Consider the following 14,908-nt stretch of genomic DNA (forward strand, 5'->3'; position numbering starts at 1 on the left):
CAATCAACGGCACATGGTCACCTCTGTGCTACGCGCCTGGTCGCCGCGCTCCTCGCTGCCCTGTCCATCACCTCGTCCACGCCACCCACCCACGCGGCCCAGACGCTCCCCGTCGCCGAAGCCGTCACCCGCCTGCCGGTCGATGCCGAGTCCCGTGACGGCTACGACCGTGATGCTTTGCGCCACTGGAACAGTGGTGACAATCCGTCCGACGGCTGCTCCACCCGGAATGAAGTCTTGATCACGGAGGCTGTCGAGCCGCCTGTGGGCCGCGGTGTTCCCGCCAGAACACTTGCTGGAGTCCCGGCCCGGAGCGTCGTACTGCACGCCCTTGATCTTCAGGGCCGAGGAGTACTCGGCGGCCTGAGCCGGAACGGCCGCGGCCAGGCCGAGTGCGGCGACGGCCACCGTGGTCGCGGCAGCGGTCACAGTGCGCCTGATGCGCATGAGGAATCCCCCTCAGTGGTGCGAATAGAGCGCACGGAGCCCACCGGAAGTGATCACACCATGGCGGCTAAGTGAAGGAAATGTGTCTACTCATCTTCAGCCGCAGGGCTTTGCCCCTGGTGAGGCGGCGCTTGCCGGAGAGAGATCGAGCAGGAGCCCCCGCAGGGGTGAATACGAAGCGGAACGAGAACCGCCGCTCCAGGGCGTCGCGGCGTGCCGGTCATGGAAGCGATCAACGAAGTGCACGTGTCCGGACCCGGCCTGATCGTGGTCGACGTCGCCGCGGCCGACGACGAGACCGCGTTCGCCTTCCACACCGCGCTCGCCGCCCGGTGGGCGACGACGTCGGTGGAACGCACCACGCGGGAGGCCGGACAGCCAGGCGTCCGACTGCGCTGCTACCTCGACCTGCGCCAGCCCCTCAACCCGCCCGACCACCCCTGCCGATAGGTGGCGTCAACCCGTCTTCCCGGTCGAAGGGCGGAACGTTGGAGACGGACAGGTCCAGGCGAGCACGGTGCCGACGCACGGAATGACGCCACCGACCGACGGCGTCGCGGGCGACGTCCACGTCGACCTCTGCTACGAGCTGCGGATCGACGAGCGCGACGTCCAGGACGTCGCGGCTACCCCACCCGGCGGTGAACGTACGTCCTGCCCACGGATGCTCGCCTACAGCCTGGGTCAACGCTTCCGCAAGCGAGGCCGCCGCAGTGCGGGCGAGCGGGACGGTACGGCCGGTGTAGCGCAGCGCGCCCGTGTCGTCGTAGCGGCCGAGCAGCAGGGTGCGGGGCGCGGCCGTGGGGCCGGTGACGGCGCCGACGATGGCCTCGGTAGTGGCGCGGACCTTGTACTTGCCCCATGCCCTGGCCCCGGAGCGGTACGACTCCGACAGCCTCTTGAAGCACAGGCCCTCCAGGCCGGCGGACGTCCAGGTGAGCCATTCCCGCGCGGTGTCCGGGTTGGTGGTCGACGGGCATAGCGTGAACGGCGTGGTCAGGGGCGCGTCCGCGAACAGCGTCTCCAGAGCGGCCCGGCGGCGGGCATAGGGCCGGGTGGTGAGGTCGGTGCCGTCCAGACGCAGGACGTCAAACACGACCAGGTGGGCGGGCCAGGTACGCGCGGCCGCCAGAGCCCCGCCGCCGCGGCGGCGGGCCAGGCGCTGCTGCAGCCGCTCGAACGCGAGACGGCCGGACTCCCACACCACCAGCTCCCCGTTTATGTGAGCTACCGCGTGTGTCTCACCGGCGGCCTCCCTCCAGGAGGCGGTGAGCGAGGTGAAGCAGGTCTACCAGGTTCAGCACCCGTCCGTCGAAGCCCGGGAGGGGGACATGAAGTGGCTGGGTCCAGTGGGCGGGGATGGCGTCCAGTCCGTAGTACGCCCCTGCGAGGCTTCCGGTCACCGCGGCGACGGTGTCCGTGTCGCCGCCGAGGTCGATGGCCGCGCGTATCGCGTCTTCGAAGCTGGTGGTGGTGCGCAGGGCCCAGACGGCGGAGCCCAGGCAGGGCCACACGGCACCGTTGAACTCGGTTGCCCGGTCGGGGTGCCAGTCGGGTGCAAGGACGGTGGTGTAGCGGCTGCGGTGGTCGGGATGGACAAGAGCGAGGACGTCTGGGAGCGCGGTGAGGGGGTCGATGTCCTCGAACGTGACGCGGATGAGTTCGTGGAAGATCGCAGTGCCTTCCCAGGCCGCGCGGTCACCGTGGGTCAGGGCAGCGATGCGGCGGGCTGCGTCCATGGTGGTTTCCTGGCCGGCGGCCGCGAAGTAGACCGCGGAGGTCGACGCCCGCGTCAAGGAGCCGTTTCCCGCTGCCCGTTGGTTGACCTGGAAATGGATCGCAGCGGCGAGGTCCCAGGGCATGCCGTTGGTCAGGACGTCTTCGGTCTGCAAACCGATGTCCTTGGGGTCTGATATTGCCCATCGCTGGAAGCGGGCGAAGATATCCGGCAGATCCAGCCCGCCCTGCTCCAGCAGCGACTCCGCAACGAGGACGGCCATCTGCGTGTCGTCTGTCGCCTCACCGGAATCCCAGCCACCGCCTCCACACATCTCACCACCGACACCAGGCGCAGGAAACCGGGCCGAGAACGCTCCCGGGGGACCGAACTCGAACGGGCCACCCAGGGCGTCACCCACCGCCGAGCCGACGACCGCGCCAGCAGCCCGCTGCATCCGCTTCATGGCGGCAGGCTATCCGCGTCGCGCCGACGGCCGCACGGCCCTATTGCCTTTCTCAGCTCCCCGAACCATCGGCGGCGAACGCGTCTCGTCTACGGAGGCGCACCGCCGGAGACACCCTGGGGCTGAGACACCCGTACAGGTCACATAACACCGTCCAGGCAGGTGTCGTCGGGCAGCTGCGCCAGGGCGGCGTCCAGGATTTCTGGGAACGCGGCGGTCATGTCCGTGCCCTGCCGCGAGCGCAGCAGCACCCGGCCATCGGCGTAGCGGGCGAGCTGGGCACGGTAGCCGTCCCACTTCGGCTCCGCAGCGGCGCCAGGCGGCAGGACGGGGCCGGCCACCGGCGTGGTGAGCGTCGGATCCGGCAACGTCCACGTCACGGCTGATGCCTACCACGCCCCGAGCGTCAGGCGGCGCCGAAGTCGTGGGCCGGGCGATCGCGCCATTCCACCCACTGCGGCTGATCGAGGACGGCCTCCGGATCGACGATGCCGGCGCCTTCGAGGAACACCACCAGGTCGTGGTCGCTGTAGGCGGTACCGAGGATCTCGTCGCGTCCGCGAAGGTGCACGGAGACTCTCCGGCCGCCTGACGGGGAGGGCCGGTGCACGACGATGGGCGCGCTGGTCACACTTCCAGCGTGCTCCTGCGGGATCCATGAGGCGAGCGGCGTCTAGAGCCGTACGGGAAGAGCGTATGAGCGGTGGGCGCGGCCGGCTCGATGCGTTCCGGCTGTGAGTCAGGAGCGGCCGACTGCTCTGAGGTTTGCGCCCCACCTCGCCACTGCTTCAGCGTCGCACCACTCACACAGAGAGTTGCGGGCTCCGGGCCCGTGTCGGTGGGTCGGCCGCTGGCACTTGGTGCAGGGGTCGACCTGGTCACCGGGACAGGTCCGCGCCGAAGTATCAGGCTCGGTCACCGGGGGCATGGCAGTCGTCATCATTGTTCCTTGTCTGGCGGGCGAGCAGCACGAGCAGCAGCCGCCTCGAACAGAATAGAACGGTCCCGGGCCGAGACACGCGAGGCGCCAGCCTCCGTCAGAGAGGAATCGGCACAGTGCGGCCTTGCTCAGCGACTGGAGTCGGTGATGCCCGCGGCCAGCTCCCCCACCACGTCCAGCACCCCCTGCCCGAACGCGGTCGGCGCCACGAGGATCCCGAAGACCAGGACGATCAGCACGGTCAGCTTCTCGTCGTTGCGGCTGCGTGCCTGGGTACGCCGGCCCAGTCGCACCACGATGATGACCGCCAGCAGCACCGCCACATTGATCGTCAGCACAGACAACCCCCACCCGCAGAGAACGATCCACCGTCAGGTTGTAGCCAGCACACGTTCCTGGGACGTCTGCGTCCTGCAAGGATGGCGGCAAATACCTGCCAGATCGGCCGGATTGGCCGTCTTGCCTCCGCCCGGCCCCACCCGCAGCCACGCTCACATCTCGTGCGGACACCGGTCCCGTGCGGCGTCGGCCTCCTGGCCGACCAGGACGACCAGGCCCGCTTCCGCGGCAGCGGCGCGGAGATCAGCAAGGATCTCCACGGGCGCCGTGAGCGGCAAGCGCCGCATCACGGCAAGGCCATGCTCGCGGCACAGGTCCACCCACCGCGAGCCACCGTCCGGGAAGTCGACGGCGCGGGCAGTGCGGGCGTGGTCGCCGCACACGGAGCAGGGCGCGGCGGCATGGCCTGGACGCGGGCGAGGGTCTCCCGGCGCGCGGACGGGGCCGGCGCCGCCTCCAGGCGTGCGGGCTCAATGCCGTGCCGGATGAGCAGGGCGGCGGGCTCCATGGCGTCGCCTCCGTTCGCCCATGACCTCTGACAAACGATCTTGATCGATTGTCACTGGCCTTTGACCGATAGCCGTCTACCGGGATCCGAGAGGGTGATGCGGCATCGGGAATGTCTCGCGGACTCGGCTGGCGTGCCACTCCCAGAGGATGCGGTTGACGGCGGCTGCGTGCTGGAGGTCGAGGACAGCGACGGTGAGGGCGTCGGCTTGCGTGCGCAGGCTCTCCTTCTCCGCTGCTCGGTCGGCGCGGTCGCGGGAGAGGTTGGTCAGTCGCCAGGCGATCGTCGCGTTGACCAGGAGGTCGATGAGCTTGTCCACACGAGAAGCGTCACGGCGCCAGCCGGTGGGCTAGGTGCTGTTGCGGATCGGCAGCGGAGGGGGATCTGATCGTTGCAGGAGCCGCTACTCGCCGGCGGTCGCGCGGGCGGCGACGGGCAAGTGCGCGCTGACGAGAGCGTGCTGGAGGTCTTCGGCGTCCAGTCGCGCGGTCCAGGTCGGCCCGCCCTACTTGATGGTGAACAGCGGCTGGTCATACTCCACGGGAGCGCCGTGGTCAACCAGCCGCTCCGCGATGACGCCGGCCCTTTCCGCCGGGATCTCGTTCATCAACCCCTGCGCTTCCACAATGCACAGCGTGTCGCCTTCTCGCACGGACTGGCCCACCGCCACGAAGGGACTTGCGTTCGGCTGCGGGGGCGCCGCATGAAAGGTCCCGACGACTGGAGACGCCACCACCTGCAATTCGCGGGATTCAGACATCACTTCAGCCCTTTCCGTATGGCGATGAACCATCACAGTCCGTAATGGTGCAGACGTCAGCGGAGCCTAGCCGACCCCGCTTCCCGCAACGATCAACAGCGCAGCCTGCGGCATGTCACAAGAAGAGGCCATCAGCGCCGTCAGCGGCCACGGCGGAACGTCAAGATCGCTTGGCAATCGATCAGGGTCGTTTGTCATCGCGCCGGTTCCCTGGGTCGGTCGGCGCTTGGCTCTGTGGGGCGGCCGAGTGATCTTCGTGCTCTGTCCGTGACGCGGGCTTCGTGTTGCACGTTTGTGAGTTGATCACTTGCAACCGCTCTGAAGGAGCCCTTGATGCGCATGCGTTCTGTGCTCGTTACCTCCGCGCTCACGGCGTCCGCTGTGCTCGGCAGTGCTGCCACGGCAAGCGCCGCCCCCGCCGACCCCTTGCAGGGCCTCGCCGCCCTGCCGTTCGGAGCCGTAGACGCAATCCTCAACGGTGTGTTGGATGCGGGAGGGAATCTCTTGCAAGCGCTCGGCTTGCTTAGCAACGGCGCCCTGGGCTTGTTCGGCTGACGTCTCCTGCCATCGAGTGCCAGCCGCATGGCTTGGCGGTGTTGGGCCCCTGAGGACACACAAAGCCTTCGGATCCTCACGCTCGACTGCGCCGGCCGTGCGGTCGCTCAACTGGGCCCGACTCGGCCATCACGAGGCTTTGACATGCGATGATCAAACTTCGATGACGCAAACTCGCGTCACTCGAGGTTCGTTGACAGGCGGCCAACGTTCGATGGCACACGACTGTCCTGTGACAGCGAACCTGGACCGGCGCCTACCAGGCAGCTCCTCCTCCACCCAGCTCCAGGACCATGTAGGCGTTCCCCCGCCGCAGTTTGGCCGGCATCGTCCCGATCGCAGGCTTGGATGGACGCTTCACCACATGGCCGCGCTCGTTGGTTGCAATCAGCATGGCCAGATCGTCCAGCAGAGGACTGACACCGCCCAGCAGCGTCCTGACCAGGCCGGTCCAGGTGCGATGACACGAACCGTGCAATGGTCCAACTTCAGTGGCAATCGGTCAAGGATCGCTGTCACAGGACACCCCCGACTGCCTCACGGGAGCGCTGGGCTGAGGGGGGCGTCGGTGGTCAGTTTCGGAGGGGCGGCCAGACGTGGGGACCGGTGCACTGTCCGCGGGCGGCGCAGCCGGCGCACTCCATGCAGAACTGCTTCGGGACGCGCGGGCACGAGCAGATCGGGTTGTAGTCCGGGTCGTCGTCGCCCTCGAAGTACGGCTCTGCGAGCGGCGGTGCGTAGTCGACGTGGACCTGGCCGTCGGCCGTCAGGTCCTCGTACCGGGTGCCGCAGCCGGTCGACTGCACCCAGGAGGCCACCACCTGGTCGCCCGCGCTCACCGGTCGCCCGCTTCCGCCAGTTCGGCGGGCGCGAGGCTGTGCTCCAGCCAGGCGGCGAGCGCGTCGGTGGCCTCGGGGTCGGCCTGGGCGAGTCGGCCGGCGAACTCCAGCTCGCCGTTGGCGGCCGGGTCGGCGTAGTGGCCGGAGCGGTCGGCGAAGGCCTGCGCCAGCCAGCCGTCGACCACCGGGTGGTAGTCGCCCCGGTGGATCAGGACGTCGCGGGCGGCCTCATCTCCCGGCCGGGTCTCCACGGTCCGGTCGAGTCGGCCGGCTCGCACGTGCGCGGCGAGTTCGTCGGCGCGGGCGGCAAGCTGCTGCTGCTCCTGGAGGCGCTGCTGTTCGACTTCCTCGGCTCGCCGGTCAGCAGCGAGCTCGTCCTGGACGACGGCGTCGCCCTCCGGGTCGTACGTCCCGCCGGTCGTGGCGAGCAGCTGCGCGATGCGTTCCCACTCAGCGACTTCGGCCGGGCCGCGTTCGTCGTCGGCCAGGTCCTCGCGGTCGCGGTCCATGTGCTGCTGCAGCCGGGCGTCCTCGAGCGCGGCCGCGGCCTCGGTGGCGGTCATCCCAGCGGCGCGGCGGCGCACCGCTGGGATGACCAGCGGCGCGGCGGCGCACCGCGCGGCGGCCGACCTTCGCCTGGTCGACCGGCTGGCGGGGCGCGGCCGCGCCGGGTGCGGGGAAGCGGGGACGGCGGCGGGAGCGGGGCACGGGGGTGCTCACACGGGCCTCTCAATCGTCACTGAGAACGGAACGGGATATCGGGCTGCCACGCATCGGACGCGGCGTCACGGACAGGTCTATCGCAGTCTTGAATTTCGTGCTGCTAAAACTCAATGTCGAGTGATTGAGCGTCCCGGAATTTCACCTCCAGGCTCACGCGACCGCCACCACCTTGACGGAAATAGGCGTCCGCGATGGCCTCCGCGACCGCATTGTGGAGGTCGGTGTCCGTCGCACCTTCCTCCTGCGCCGCCAGGATGCGGGCCGCGTGGGAGGGTGACACGGCGATGCTGAGGTCCCGTACCCGGGCGTCGTCCGAGGACCCGTTCGCGGTGAAGCCGAGGGTGGCCCGGAACTTGATGACGAGCCCGCCCGAAGTGGTCGCGCGCTGCCTCGCCTGTGCCCTGACCTGCGGTTGCCACTCCGACTAAGTCTCCTTCACCAGGGCTTGCTGGAGGCGTTTGTTCGGCTTGGTGGAGGCACCCGAGAGGTAGCGCTGCACCGTCTTGCGGGAGACGCCCAGGCGCTCGGCCAGGCTCTTGGTGGAGCCCTTCTCCCGCTTGCGGAGGAATTTCATCTGGGCTCGCGCGGATTTCGGCGCAGGACGGGTGAACAGGGCCCGCTCCGCACGGGCGAGGCCCTCCATGAGCTTGGCGCGCGTCCGGGCCGCCTGCTGTGCCTTCTCCTCATCAGTCATAGGAGCACTTCACCGGAGCGGACCTGTGGACAGAGACTGACGGCCGGGCGGTTTCCGTCGCCCGTCGAAGGGGTTGACGGCGCAGGGCAGCGGGTCTTGGGTTGGGGCCACGTCCAGAGCAAGGGGGCTGGCCATGGGACTTCTCAAGTTCGCCGACCGACTGCCGCAGTGTTCACGCTGCCGGGGCGACCTCATCATGAGCGGAGTGGCGCCGCAGAACGACGAACACGGGCGTCCGATCCACCTGGAGTTGTGCCCGGCCTGCGACACCGGCGACCCCGACCGCCCGGCGGCCGGCCTGTTCGCCCAGTGGTTCGCCGATGGCGGCGGCTATGACGAGAGCCGCGTCCAGGAGGGCGCGCACCTGCTGATGGAGTGGACGAAGGAGTGCATGGCCGCCCACGGCTGGTACTTGCAGGACGCCCCGCCCGATCAGCCCTGAACGCCGCCTGTCGGCCGTGGCGGCAAGGTGACGGCCGATCCCACTCGTTATCCGCCGGTGCCGCGCCACGCCGCGGACTCTTCGTCCTCGGTCGGCTCGTAGCCGTCCGGGTATGCGGCGTCTGCGCGCTCCCGAGCGGCGTGCACGGTGGCGCGGACCTCGCGGTTCAGACGGGTGAGCAGGGCGAGTGCCGGTTCGTGGGTGATCGGGTCGGGTTCGGGCCGTGTCCCAGTCGGCGACCCGCAGCGCGGTCTCCACGAGCAGCTGTGCCTCGTCGACGGCGACGCCCACGGTGTCGTCGCCGGCGGCCGCAGAAGCAATCAGACGGCTGCGGATCACCCGGGCGTTCTCCCAGCCGCGCCAGACGCCTTCTTGCTGGTCTGTGGCGCTGCCGCGGCTGACTTTCTGGGACAGCGGCGGGAAGGCCAGCACCAGCTCGGCAGCGGCGCGCCAGTCCATGGCTCGCGCCTGCACCCGGGCCTCAGCGACGATGCGGGACCGCAGGCTTTCGACCCGCCACTTCCGTGATCGTGCGTCGCGCTCCAGGGACAGGCAGTGGGGGCACAGCGGCGGCCCGTACCGAGCCGGGGGCTTCCACGAGCGGCTGGTGCGCAACAGCTCCGTGCCGCAGTCGGCACAGAAGATCCCCGACGGCGCCGGACCGATCGCCGCGAGCATGTCGTGGAGCTGGAGGCCGGCGGCCTCCGCCAAGGGACGTCCGTGGATGCCGGGCTGCTGCCAGTACAGGTGCCTGAGCACCCCGATCAGCTCAGGGGCGTGGACGGCATCCACTTCAGCACGCAGCTGCTCGACCTGCTCCAGCACGGCCTGCCGGGTGCGGTCGCGCCGCTGCTCGGCTTCCGCGAGGACGGCTTCGGCCCCGGTGAAGTCACGGACCGACCGCTCGATGTCGCCGAGAATCTCGCGCAGGCTCTCCTCACTCATGTCGGAGAGCTTATGCACCAGGTCAGCAGCCCCTTCCGGGAGGTCCGCCTCTGCAGAGGCCGTGCCGGGTGCCAGCGTCCCTGCGTCCGTCCGTACGGTGGGAGGCGTGATGACCTCCTCCGCCCCCGATCCGATGCCCATCCGGTGCTGCTGCCCGGGGACCAGGAAGTCGTCGCGCGCCTGTGGTCCCGGCGCCAGGTGGCCGACGGCTGGAGGTACGAGGTCGGCCTCCCGGCGTACCGCAACGGCCCTGGCGACACGGTGGAGCCTGCCGAGTACCGGGTCTGGGTGCGCGCCCCTGATCACGTGCGGCCCGTGGATGGCGTCTCGTACGGCACCATTCCCACCGAGTACCTGACGCCGCTCTCGCCCGTCGAGGAGGCGTTGGGGCCGCGACGGCCCACTGGCTGGGTGCTGGCAAAGGCCGGCGGCCGCGGTCCCGGTCGGGGCGGTGTTGTGCACGCCGTCGACTGTGAAGAGGCGCCGACCGCGGCGCCGATGCTGGCTTTGGATCGGGCGCTGGACGCAGCAGAGCAGCCGGGGGTTCGGCTGTGTTCGCTGTGCGGCGCCGCTGCCGAGCTTGATCCTGTTCTTAAGGGCTTCGACCACGGCTTCGACGACGCCTGAGCCGTGGGTCCGCGGCGCGTTCCGCACGCTCGATCTGTTCTGTCCGTCGATCCGTCTGGCACTCGCTGTCTTAGGGATCATCGCCACCCGTGGCGTCATCGGTCCCAACAGCGTTTTCGGATGCCCGACGGAAGGCATCCCCACACGTGGCGTACGGCAGGGCAGAGCGTCCGGCGAGAAGCATCAGTGCATGGCGTACTTCCCTACTTAGCTGAAAAAGCCGACGGCTGGCCTGCCCACCCTCGTAGGCGGACAAGCGGAAGAGATTGACTGCCTGTTCGTCACGGCCGTCGGTGAAGGTGGCGGGGAGTCCTGCGAGCAGTTGGAAGTCACGCTTGCCGGTGGCTGCGTCAGCCACCGTGTCTAGGGGGAGGTTGTCGAGTTCTGCGGCTGACATGGAGGCGTCGACCGCGACGGCATGGGCAGTTATGGCCGTGAAGATCTCGATCAGCCGTTCGCCCACTTCCTCATCGATTCCCCAGGTTCGAAGGTTCTTGCGCCGGTCAGCCCTCTGACCTGGATCTTGGTCTACCAGTGGTAGCAGGACGCGACCCAGGTGAGCGCAGCGGAGCCACAGCAGGTCGGAGTCCGAGGTCACGGTGGGTCCTCTCTTCGAGGGAGGGCCTGCGGTTGCTCAGCGGCCCTTGATTACCGCAGACCCTCCCAGGTGGCACTACGCGCAGGGTATGTACAGGACGGGGCTGTAGGCAGTGCCGCTCGACGAACCGCCGCTGGTGCCTACGATCGTTCCGACGGTCAAGCTACGCCAGCCCACGTTCGGATCGCCGGGACGGTTCGTGCAGGTGGCCTTCGCAGTCGTGGACCGAAGCGGTGGAGCGCACCGGTACTGACGTGCGCTCGATGCGGCCGTCATCCAGCTGCCCGAGAAGTTGTTGTAGAACTGCAGGTCCACCTCGCTGTTGCAGGCTGCGGGCCCGCCCGAGCATGTCTCGATGCCTCCCGTGCCGGTCATGGTGGAGCCGCTGTGGTTGGGCTTGGACGCGTAGAAGACACACGATGCTGCTTCGCCCGCAGGTTCAGCGTCCGGAACCGTCACTTCGACCGTGGGCGGTCCCGGGTTCGGCGGCGGGGCCGCCAGTGCTGTCTGAGTGCCGGCGGCGACCAGCGCCACCCCAACGGCAAGAGCACTGACAGCGGATCTTAATCGCATGGAACAGCCTCCATTGTCGGCCCGACAGCGGATCATCCGGGCCACATGAGTGAAACCAGAATGTAGATGGGGAACATGGGATGCGGCAGCTTGGTACAAGCCAACCCCTCTTCTTTACTCGGCCGCCCTGATGCCGCCGACTGCCGGGTTCTATCGGCGGTTGCCGGGGACTGCGGTGGGCTCGTCGTGCGACGGGCCCACCAGGTTGTCAGTGACGTGTCTGCCACCACAGGAACAGCAGCGCAGGGCGGGGCCTCACGGCGTCCCAGCCGCCGCCCCTGCTATTGATCGGCAACGGGAGGGTGCGGGTTGTGCGGCAGGTGCGCAACGGCTCGGACGACGGGGCTGGCGCGCGGTCAGCCTGCAGGCATGGACAAGTTGATCGAGCTGGCCAGCACGCTCGTCTCCGGGGCGGTCATCGCCGTTCTGGCGGCGTGGCTGACCAACCGCGCCCGCAACCACCAGGAGCAGCAGGCCGATGTGCCTTGACCGCGTTGCGGGACGCGGCGGTGCTGAAGACGATCTACGCCTACGGCACCCGCCGTACCGAGTCGTCCCGGGTCGACCTGGTGGATTTGCGGCGCAACCGGAAGGCCCCGAAGTCCGGCGCCTACGGCAGCATGATGGTGCGATTCGGGAAGTCCTCAAAGGGGGCTCCTCCCAAACGGCGCACGGTGCTGACCGTTCCCGAGATGGACTGGGCGGTCGATGTCCTCGACGAGTGGATCGCGGAGATCCGGCCGCGCTTCTCGCCCGGCCGGCACCCGGCGCTGTGGGTGACCGAGCGGGTCGGGCGGCTGTCGCCCCGCTCGATCAACGAAGCTTTCGTCGCGGCCCGGCAGGACGCGGGCTTGGACGAGGATCTCGACCTGCACTGCCTGCGCCACAGCTACATCACCCACCTGACCGAGTTCGGCTACCCGGCGCGGTTCGTTCAGGAGCAGGTCGGTCATTCCCACGCGGCCACCACCGCCATTTACATGGGCGTCTCGAACGAGTACCGCAACCAGCTGCTGGAGGCTTCTATGAAGGACCGCCTGGGTGACGACTGGAGCGTGACGGTGTGATCAAGAAGATGGGCTACCAGTGGAAGCTGCGCCAGCTCATGGCCGATCAGGGGATGTTCCAGACCTCGGATCTGGTCCCGCTGCTCGCACAGCGCGGCATCACGCTCTCGCGTGAGCAGGTGTATCGGCTGGTCACGCAGCCGCCGCAGCGCCTGAGCATGGACACCCTGGTCGCCTTGTGCGACGTCCTGGGCTGCACACCGAACGACCTGATCAAACCGGAGGTCGTCAACGCTCAGGTCCGCAAGAGCGCCGATGGCACGTCGGGGCCGGCTCCGGCGGCTCCGCGTCGCACTGTCGTCCGCCGTCCCGGCCCGTCGTGAGCTACCGAACCCCGCGGCAGCGGGAAGCCCAGGCGGAGTTGGAGGGCACCCGCGCCTGGGTGGTGGCCCATCTGTGCCGGGCTGTCGGGCCGGGGTTGCCGGCCGGGGCCGCGCAGGCTGCCGTCGAACAGGCGAAGGGGTGGGGGCCCCTGCCGGTTCGGGAGCTTGCCCGGTATCTGGAGCAGGCGCCTGACGGGTTGACCGTCCCGGTGGTCGCTGGCCCGGTGAGTGTGGTCCGGCTGCGGAACCTGTTGTACGCCGCCGGGCACGCGGACGCGGTTACAAGGGTGACGTGCGTCCGCTGCGGACGCACGGATCCGCTGCCTACCAAGCGTTCATCTGAAGGGCGTTGTTGCGGTTGGTGCTGGGCCCGGGAGAACTCCCGCCCGTGCGGACGCTGCGGGCAGATCGACCAGATCGTCACCCGCCGCCAGGACGGGCCGATCTGCCGACGCTGCTACCGCAGCGATCCCCTGGTGGTCACCGAGTGCGCGAAGTGCCACCGGGTGCGTCCTCCAGGCTACCGCCGGGAAGACGGGACCGCGCTGTGCTCCAACTGCGCCCCGAGGACCAAGAGGACGTGCATCGGCTGCGGTCGGATGCGCAGGGTCAACGCCCGAACCCCCGCAGGGCCGGTCTGCGGCACCTGCTACGAGGGGCCGAAACGTCCGTGCGGCGTGTGCGGCGAGGCCGAGCAGATCCTGGTGCGCGGCACCGGCGGGCAGCCGGGCATCTGTGTCCGGTGCTACCGCGGACCGGAGGGCGAGTGCACCGTCTGCGGCCGGTGGCGACACGGCGGACAGGTCAGCCAGCGGCAAGGAGCCTTCCACTGCCGTTCCTGCTGGCCGCGCCCCATCCGCACCTGTGCTCTGTGCGGCCATGACCGGCGCACGAAGACGGTCTGGCCGCTCGGGCCAGTCTGCTCGGGCTGCTACCAGACCCGGCGTGCCACGCCGGCGCCCTGCTCCTCATGCGGAGATCCGCGCATCATGATCGGCCGCGCAGATGACGGCAGCGACCTTTGTGCCACGTGCTGCGGACAGGACGACCCCGGGGCCCGATGCGACAGGTGCGATCAGCCCGGTGATCTCTCCGAGAACGGCCGGTGTCCCCGCTGTGTCTTGGACGAACGGGTCCGTGATCTTCTCAGCGGAAAGGACGGTGACGTACCGGACCATCTGCAGGCCATGGCCGACGCTCTGAACAGCGCGGCAAATCCCTACCCGGTGCTGGGCTGGCTGCGTCGCAGCCCCTCCGCCAAGGCGCTCGCCCAGATCGCCGCCCGCTCGGAGCCGGTCACTCACGAACTGCTCGACACTCTTCCGCAGGGCACCACCACCCGGCACGTTCGCTCCCTGCTCGTCGTCGCAGGAGCCCTGCCCGAGCGCAATGAACACCTCGCCCGACTGGAACGCTGGGTGGCCAGCGAACTCCCCCAGCTGCCCGGTCACCAGGCCACCATCGTGCGGCCCTTCGCCGAGTGGCACGTCGTCCGCGATGCCCGCCGCCGCGCCACCCGAGGCCGCTACACGCACGGCGCCGCCTCGGGCGACATCAAGGACGTGCAGGCCGCCATCAAGTTCCTGACCTGGCTCGACGAGCGTGAACTGCAACTGGCCTCCCTGGAGCAAGCGGACTTCGACCTCTGGCTCACCAGCCACCCAACCCAGCACGTGGTGATCGGCTCCTTCATCCGCTGGGCCGCAGCCCGGCGTCTTACCGGCCCACTCGAACTACCCCGGCGAGGACGCTCGTTCGCCGTCAACTTCCAGACCACCCACGAGTACGACCAGCAGCTTCGCCGCTGCCTCAACGACAGCACCCTGCCCCGCGAGGTCCGCATCATCGGCGCTCTGGTCCGGCTCTACGCTCTGCCCATCGCCAAGATCATCGACATCACCACGGACCGGTTCCACCAGGACGACACCGGCTCGTACCTGACCATCGACCGCCACCCCGTACTGCTCCCACCCAGGTTGGGTCAGCTCATCAAGGACCAGATCGATCAGCCTCGCACCACCACCCGCATGCGCCGGGCTCTGGACGAGTCCTCCCCCTACCTGCTGCCGGGCAAGTTCCCCCATCGGCCCCGCAACCCTCACGGAGTGGGCAACCTGCTCCGACAGCACGGCCTGCCCGTCCTCAGCGCCCGGAACACCGCCATGATCGAGGCCGTCACCACGCTCCCGCCCATCGTTGTCGCCGATCTGTTCGGCCTCAGCCCCTCTACAGCGGAGACGTGGGCGAGGTACGCCAACGACAGCTGGACCCACTATCTCGCAGCCCGAACCTGACCGACGGAACACTGCATTACTCAGCAGCGCCCCTTCACCCGCAAAACCTGC

General features: G+C 69.0%; 19 protein-coding genes and 2 pseudogenes. 8 read left to right on the forward strand and 13 right to left on the reverse strand.

Annotated elements, in window-relative coordinates:
* Window positions 1–3 precede the first annotated feature (3 nt).
* Complete coding sequence (locus tag ACIQ6R_RS36370) at window positions 4–447, reverse strand: hypothetical protein (RefSeq protein ID WP_404226264.1); 444 nt, start codon at window positions 445–447, stop codon at window positions 4–6.
* A 222-nt stretch (window positions 448–669) separates the two neighbouring features.
* On the opposite strand from ACIQ6R_RS36370, the gene ACIQ6R_RS36375 reads away from it, so the two are divergent.
* Window positions 670–897 carry a DUF6207 family protein gene (locus ACIQ6R_RS36375; RefSeq protein WP_404226266.1) on the forward strand — a complete coding sequence of 76 codons (228 nt, stop codon included), beginning with the start codon at window positions 670–672 and terminating at the stop codon, window positions 895–897.
* Here the strand turns inward: ACIQ6R_RS36375 and ACIQ6R_RS36380 are convergent.
* The 5 genes from ACIQ6R_RS36380 to ACIQ6R_RS36400 all read right to left on the reverse strand — a co-directional run bounded on the left by ACIQ6R_RS36380 (window position 869) and on the right by ACIQ6R_RS36400 (window position 3,908).
* Window positions 869–1,669 (reverse strand): ATP-dependent DNA ligase, encoded by an 801-nt coding sequence (locus tag ACIQ6R_RS36380; RefSeq protein ID WP_404226333.1) that lies wholly within the window; start codon window positions 1,667–1,669, stop codon window positions 869–871. The two genes, ACIQ6R_RS36375 and ACIQ6R_RS36380, sit on opposite strands and share 29 nt — an antisense overlap.
* A gap of 19 nt (window positions 1,670–1,688) precedes the next feature.
* A complete protein-coding gene (locus ACIQ6R_RS36385) occupies window positions 1,689–2,630 on the reverse strand; it encodes an ADP-ribosylglycohydrolase family protein (protein ID WP_404226267.1) in 942 nt (313 codons plus the stop codon).
* Between the two features lie 140 nt (window positions 2,631–2,770).
* On the reverse strand, window positions 2,771–3,010 hold the full coding sequence (locus tag ACIQ6R_RS36390) for a hypothetical protein (protein ID WP_404226270.1): 240 nt from the start codon (window positions 3,008–3,010) through the stop codon (window positions 2,771–2,773).
* Between the two features lie 26 nt (window positions 3,011–3,036).
* Complete coding sequence (locus ACIQ6R_RS36395; RefSeq protein ID WP_404226272.1) at window positions 3,037–3,261, reverse strand: hypothetical protein; 225 nt, start codon at window positions 3,259–3,261, stop codon at window positions 3,037–3,039.
* 437 nt (window positions 3,262–3,698) lie between these two features.
* Window positions 3,699–3,908, reverse strand: coding sequence for a hypothetical protein (locus ACIQ6R_RS36400; RefSeq protein ID WP_386322524.1), 210 nt, complete (start codon window positions 3,906–3,908; stop codon window positions 3,699–3,701).
* A 162-nt stretch (window positions 3,909–4,070) separates the two neighbouring features.
* Between ACIQ6R_RS36400 and ACIQ6R_RS36405 the strand changes: the two genes are divergently transcribed.
* A complete protein-coding gene (locus ACIQ6R_RS36405; protein WP_404226275.1) occupies window positions 4,071–4,448 on the forward strand; it encodes a hypothetical protein in 378 nt (125 codons plus the stop codon).
* 45 nt (window positions 4,449–4,493) lie between these two features.
* Here the strand turns inward: ACIQ6R_RS36405 and ACIQ6R_RS36410 are convergent, their stop codons facing one another.
* A complete protein-coding gene (locus tag ACIQ6R_RS36410; protein WP_404226278.1) occupies window positions 4,494–4,736 on the reverse strand; it encodes a hypothetical protein in 243 nt (80 codons plus the stop codon).
* Between the two features lie 186 nt (window positions 4,737–4,922).
* The gene (locus tag ACIQ6R_RS36415; protein ID WP_404226335.1) at window positions 4,923–5,210 is read right to left on the reverse strand and encodes an acetyl-CoA carboxylase biotin carboxyl carrier protein; all 288 of its coding nucleotides are present in this window, start codon (window positions 5,208–5,210) and stop codon (window positions 4,923–4,925) included.
* A 306-nt stretch (window positions 5,211–5,516) separates the two neighbouring features.
* Here ACIQ6R_RS36415 and ACIQ6R_RS36420 point away from each other — a divergent pair, with 306 nt between their 5' ends.
* Window positions 5,517–5,732: a hypothetical protein gene (locus tag ACIQ6R_RS36420; RefSeq protein ID WP_404226280.1), complete on the forward strand. Its 216-nt coding sequence runs from the start codon at window positions 5,517–5,519 to the stop codon at window positions 5,730–5,732.
* A 572-nt stretch (window positions 5,733–6,304) separates the two neighbouring features.
* Here ACIQ6R_RS36420 and ACIQ6R_RS36425 read toward each other — a convergent pair.
* From ACIQ6R_RS36425 to ACIQ6R_RS36440, 4 genes and pseudogenes are all read right to left on the reverse strand, one after another.
* Window positions 6,305–6,571: a hypothetical protein gene (locus tag ACIQ6R_RS36425; protein ID WP_404226283.1), complete on the reverse strand. Its 267-nt coding sequence runs from the start codon at window positions 6,569–6,571 to the stop codon at window positions 6,305–6,307.
* Window positions 6,568–7,134 carry a hypothetical protein gene (locus ACIQ6R_RS36430; RefSeq protein WP_404226286.1) on the reverse strand — a complete coding sequence of 189 codons (567 nt, stop codon included), beginning with the start codon at window positions 7,132–7,134 and terminating at the stop codon, window positions 6,568–6,570. The genes ACIQ6R_RS36425 and ACIQ6R_RS36430 overlap by 4 nt, the downstream gene beginning before the upstream one ends.
* 260 nt (window positions 7,135–7,394) lie before the next feature.
* Window positions 7,395–7,703 (reverse strand): annotated as a pseudogene (tpg, locus tag ACIQ6R_RS36435) (telomere-protecting terminal protein Tpg); the annotation flags it as partial.
* Between the two features lie 15 nt (window positions 7,704–7,718).
* Window positions 7,719–7,988 (reverse strand): HTH domain-containing protein, encoded by a 270-nt coding sequence (locus ACIQ6R_RS36440; protein ID WP_404226288.1) that lies wholly within the window; start codon window positions 7,986–7,988, stop codon window positions 7,719–7,721.
* Between the two features lie 133 nt (window positions 7,989–8,121).
* Between ACIQ6R_RS36440 and ACIQ6R_RS36445 the strand changes: the two genes are divergently transcribed.
* The gene (locus tag ACIQ6R_RS36445; protein WP_404226290.1) at window positions 8,122–8,430 is read left to right on the forward strand and encodes a DUF6300 family protein; all 309 of its coding nucleotides are present in this window, start codon (window positions 8,122–8,124) and stop codon (window positions 8,428–8,430) included.
* Window positions 8,431–9,150: 720 nt separating this feature from the next.
* Window positions 9,151–10,002, forward strand: coding sequence for a DUF6233 domain-containing protein (locus ACIQ6R_RS36450; protein WP_404226292.1), 852 nt, complete (start codon window positions 9,151–9,153; stop codon window positions 10,000–10,002).
* A 70-nt stretch (window positions 10,003–10,072) separates the two neighbouring features.
* Here the strand turns inward: ACIQ6R_RS36450 and ACIQ6R_RS36455 are convergent, their stop codons facing one another.
* Window positions 10,073–10,600 (reverse strand): hypothetical protein, encoded by a 528-nt coding sequence (locus ACIQ6R_RS36455; RefSeq protein WP_404226294.1) that lies wholly within the window; start codon window positions 10,598–10,600, stop codon window positions 10,073–10,075.
* A 1,052-nt stretch (window positions 10,601–11,652) separates the two neighbouring features.
* On the opposite strand from ACIQ6R_RS36455, the pseudogene ACIQ6R_RS36460 reads away from it, so the two are divergent.
* The 3 genes and pseudogenes from ACIQ6R_RS36460 to ACIQ6R_RS36470 form a co-directional block, all read left to right on the forward strand.
* Window positions 11,653–12,240 (forward strand): annotated as a pseudogene (locus tag ACIQ6R_RS36460) (tyrosine-type recombinase/integrase); the annotation flags it as partial.
* Window positions 12,237–12,563 (forward strand): helix-turn-helix domain-containing protein, encoded by a 327-nt coding sequence (locus tag ACIQ6R_RS36465; protein ID WP_404226296.1) that lies wholly within the window; start codon window positions 12,237–12,239, stop codon window positions 12,561–12,563. The pseudogene ACIQ6R_RS36460 and the gene ACIQ6R_RS36465, both read left to right, overlap by 4 nt.
* 1,187 nt (window positions 12,564–13,750) lie before the next feature.
* Window positions 13,751–14,857 carry a hypothetical protein gene (locus tag ACIQ6R_RS36470; protein ID WP_404226297.1) on the forward strand — a complete coding sequence of 369 codons (1,107 nt, stop codon included), beginning with the start codon at window positions 13,751–13,753 and terminating at the stop codon, window positions 14,855–14,857.
* The last annotated feature ends 51 nt before the right edge of the window (window positions 14,858–14,908 follow it).

The sequence above is a fragment of the Streptomyces sp. NPDC096048 genome (assembly GCF_044763415.1).
In the GTDB taxonomy this organism is placed as follows: Bacteria; Actinomycetota; Actinomycetes; order Streptomycetales; family Streptomycetaceae; genus Streptomyces.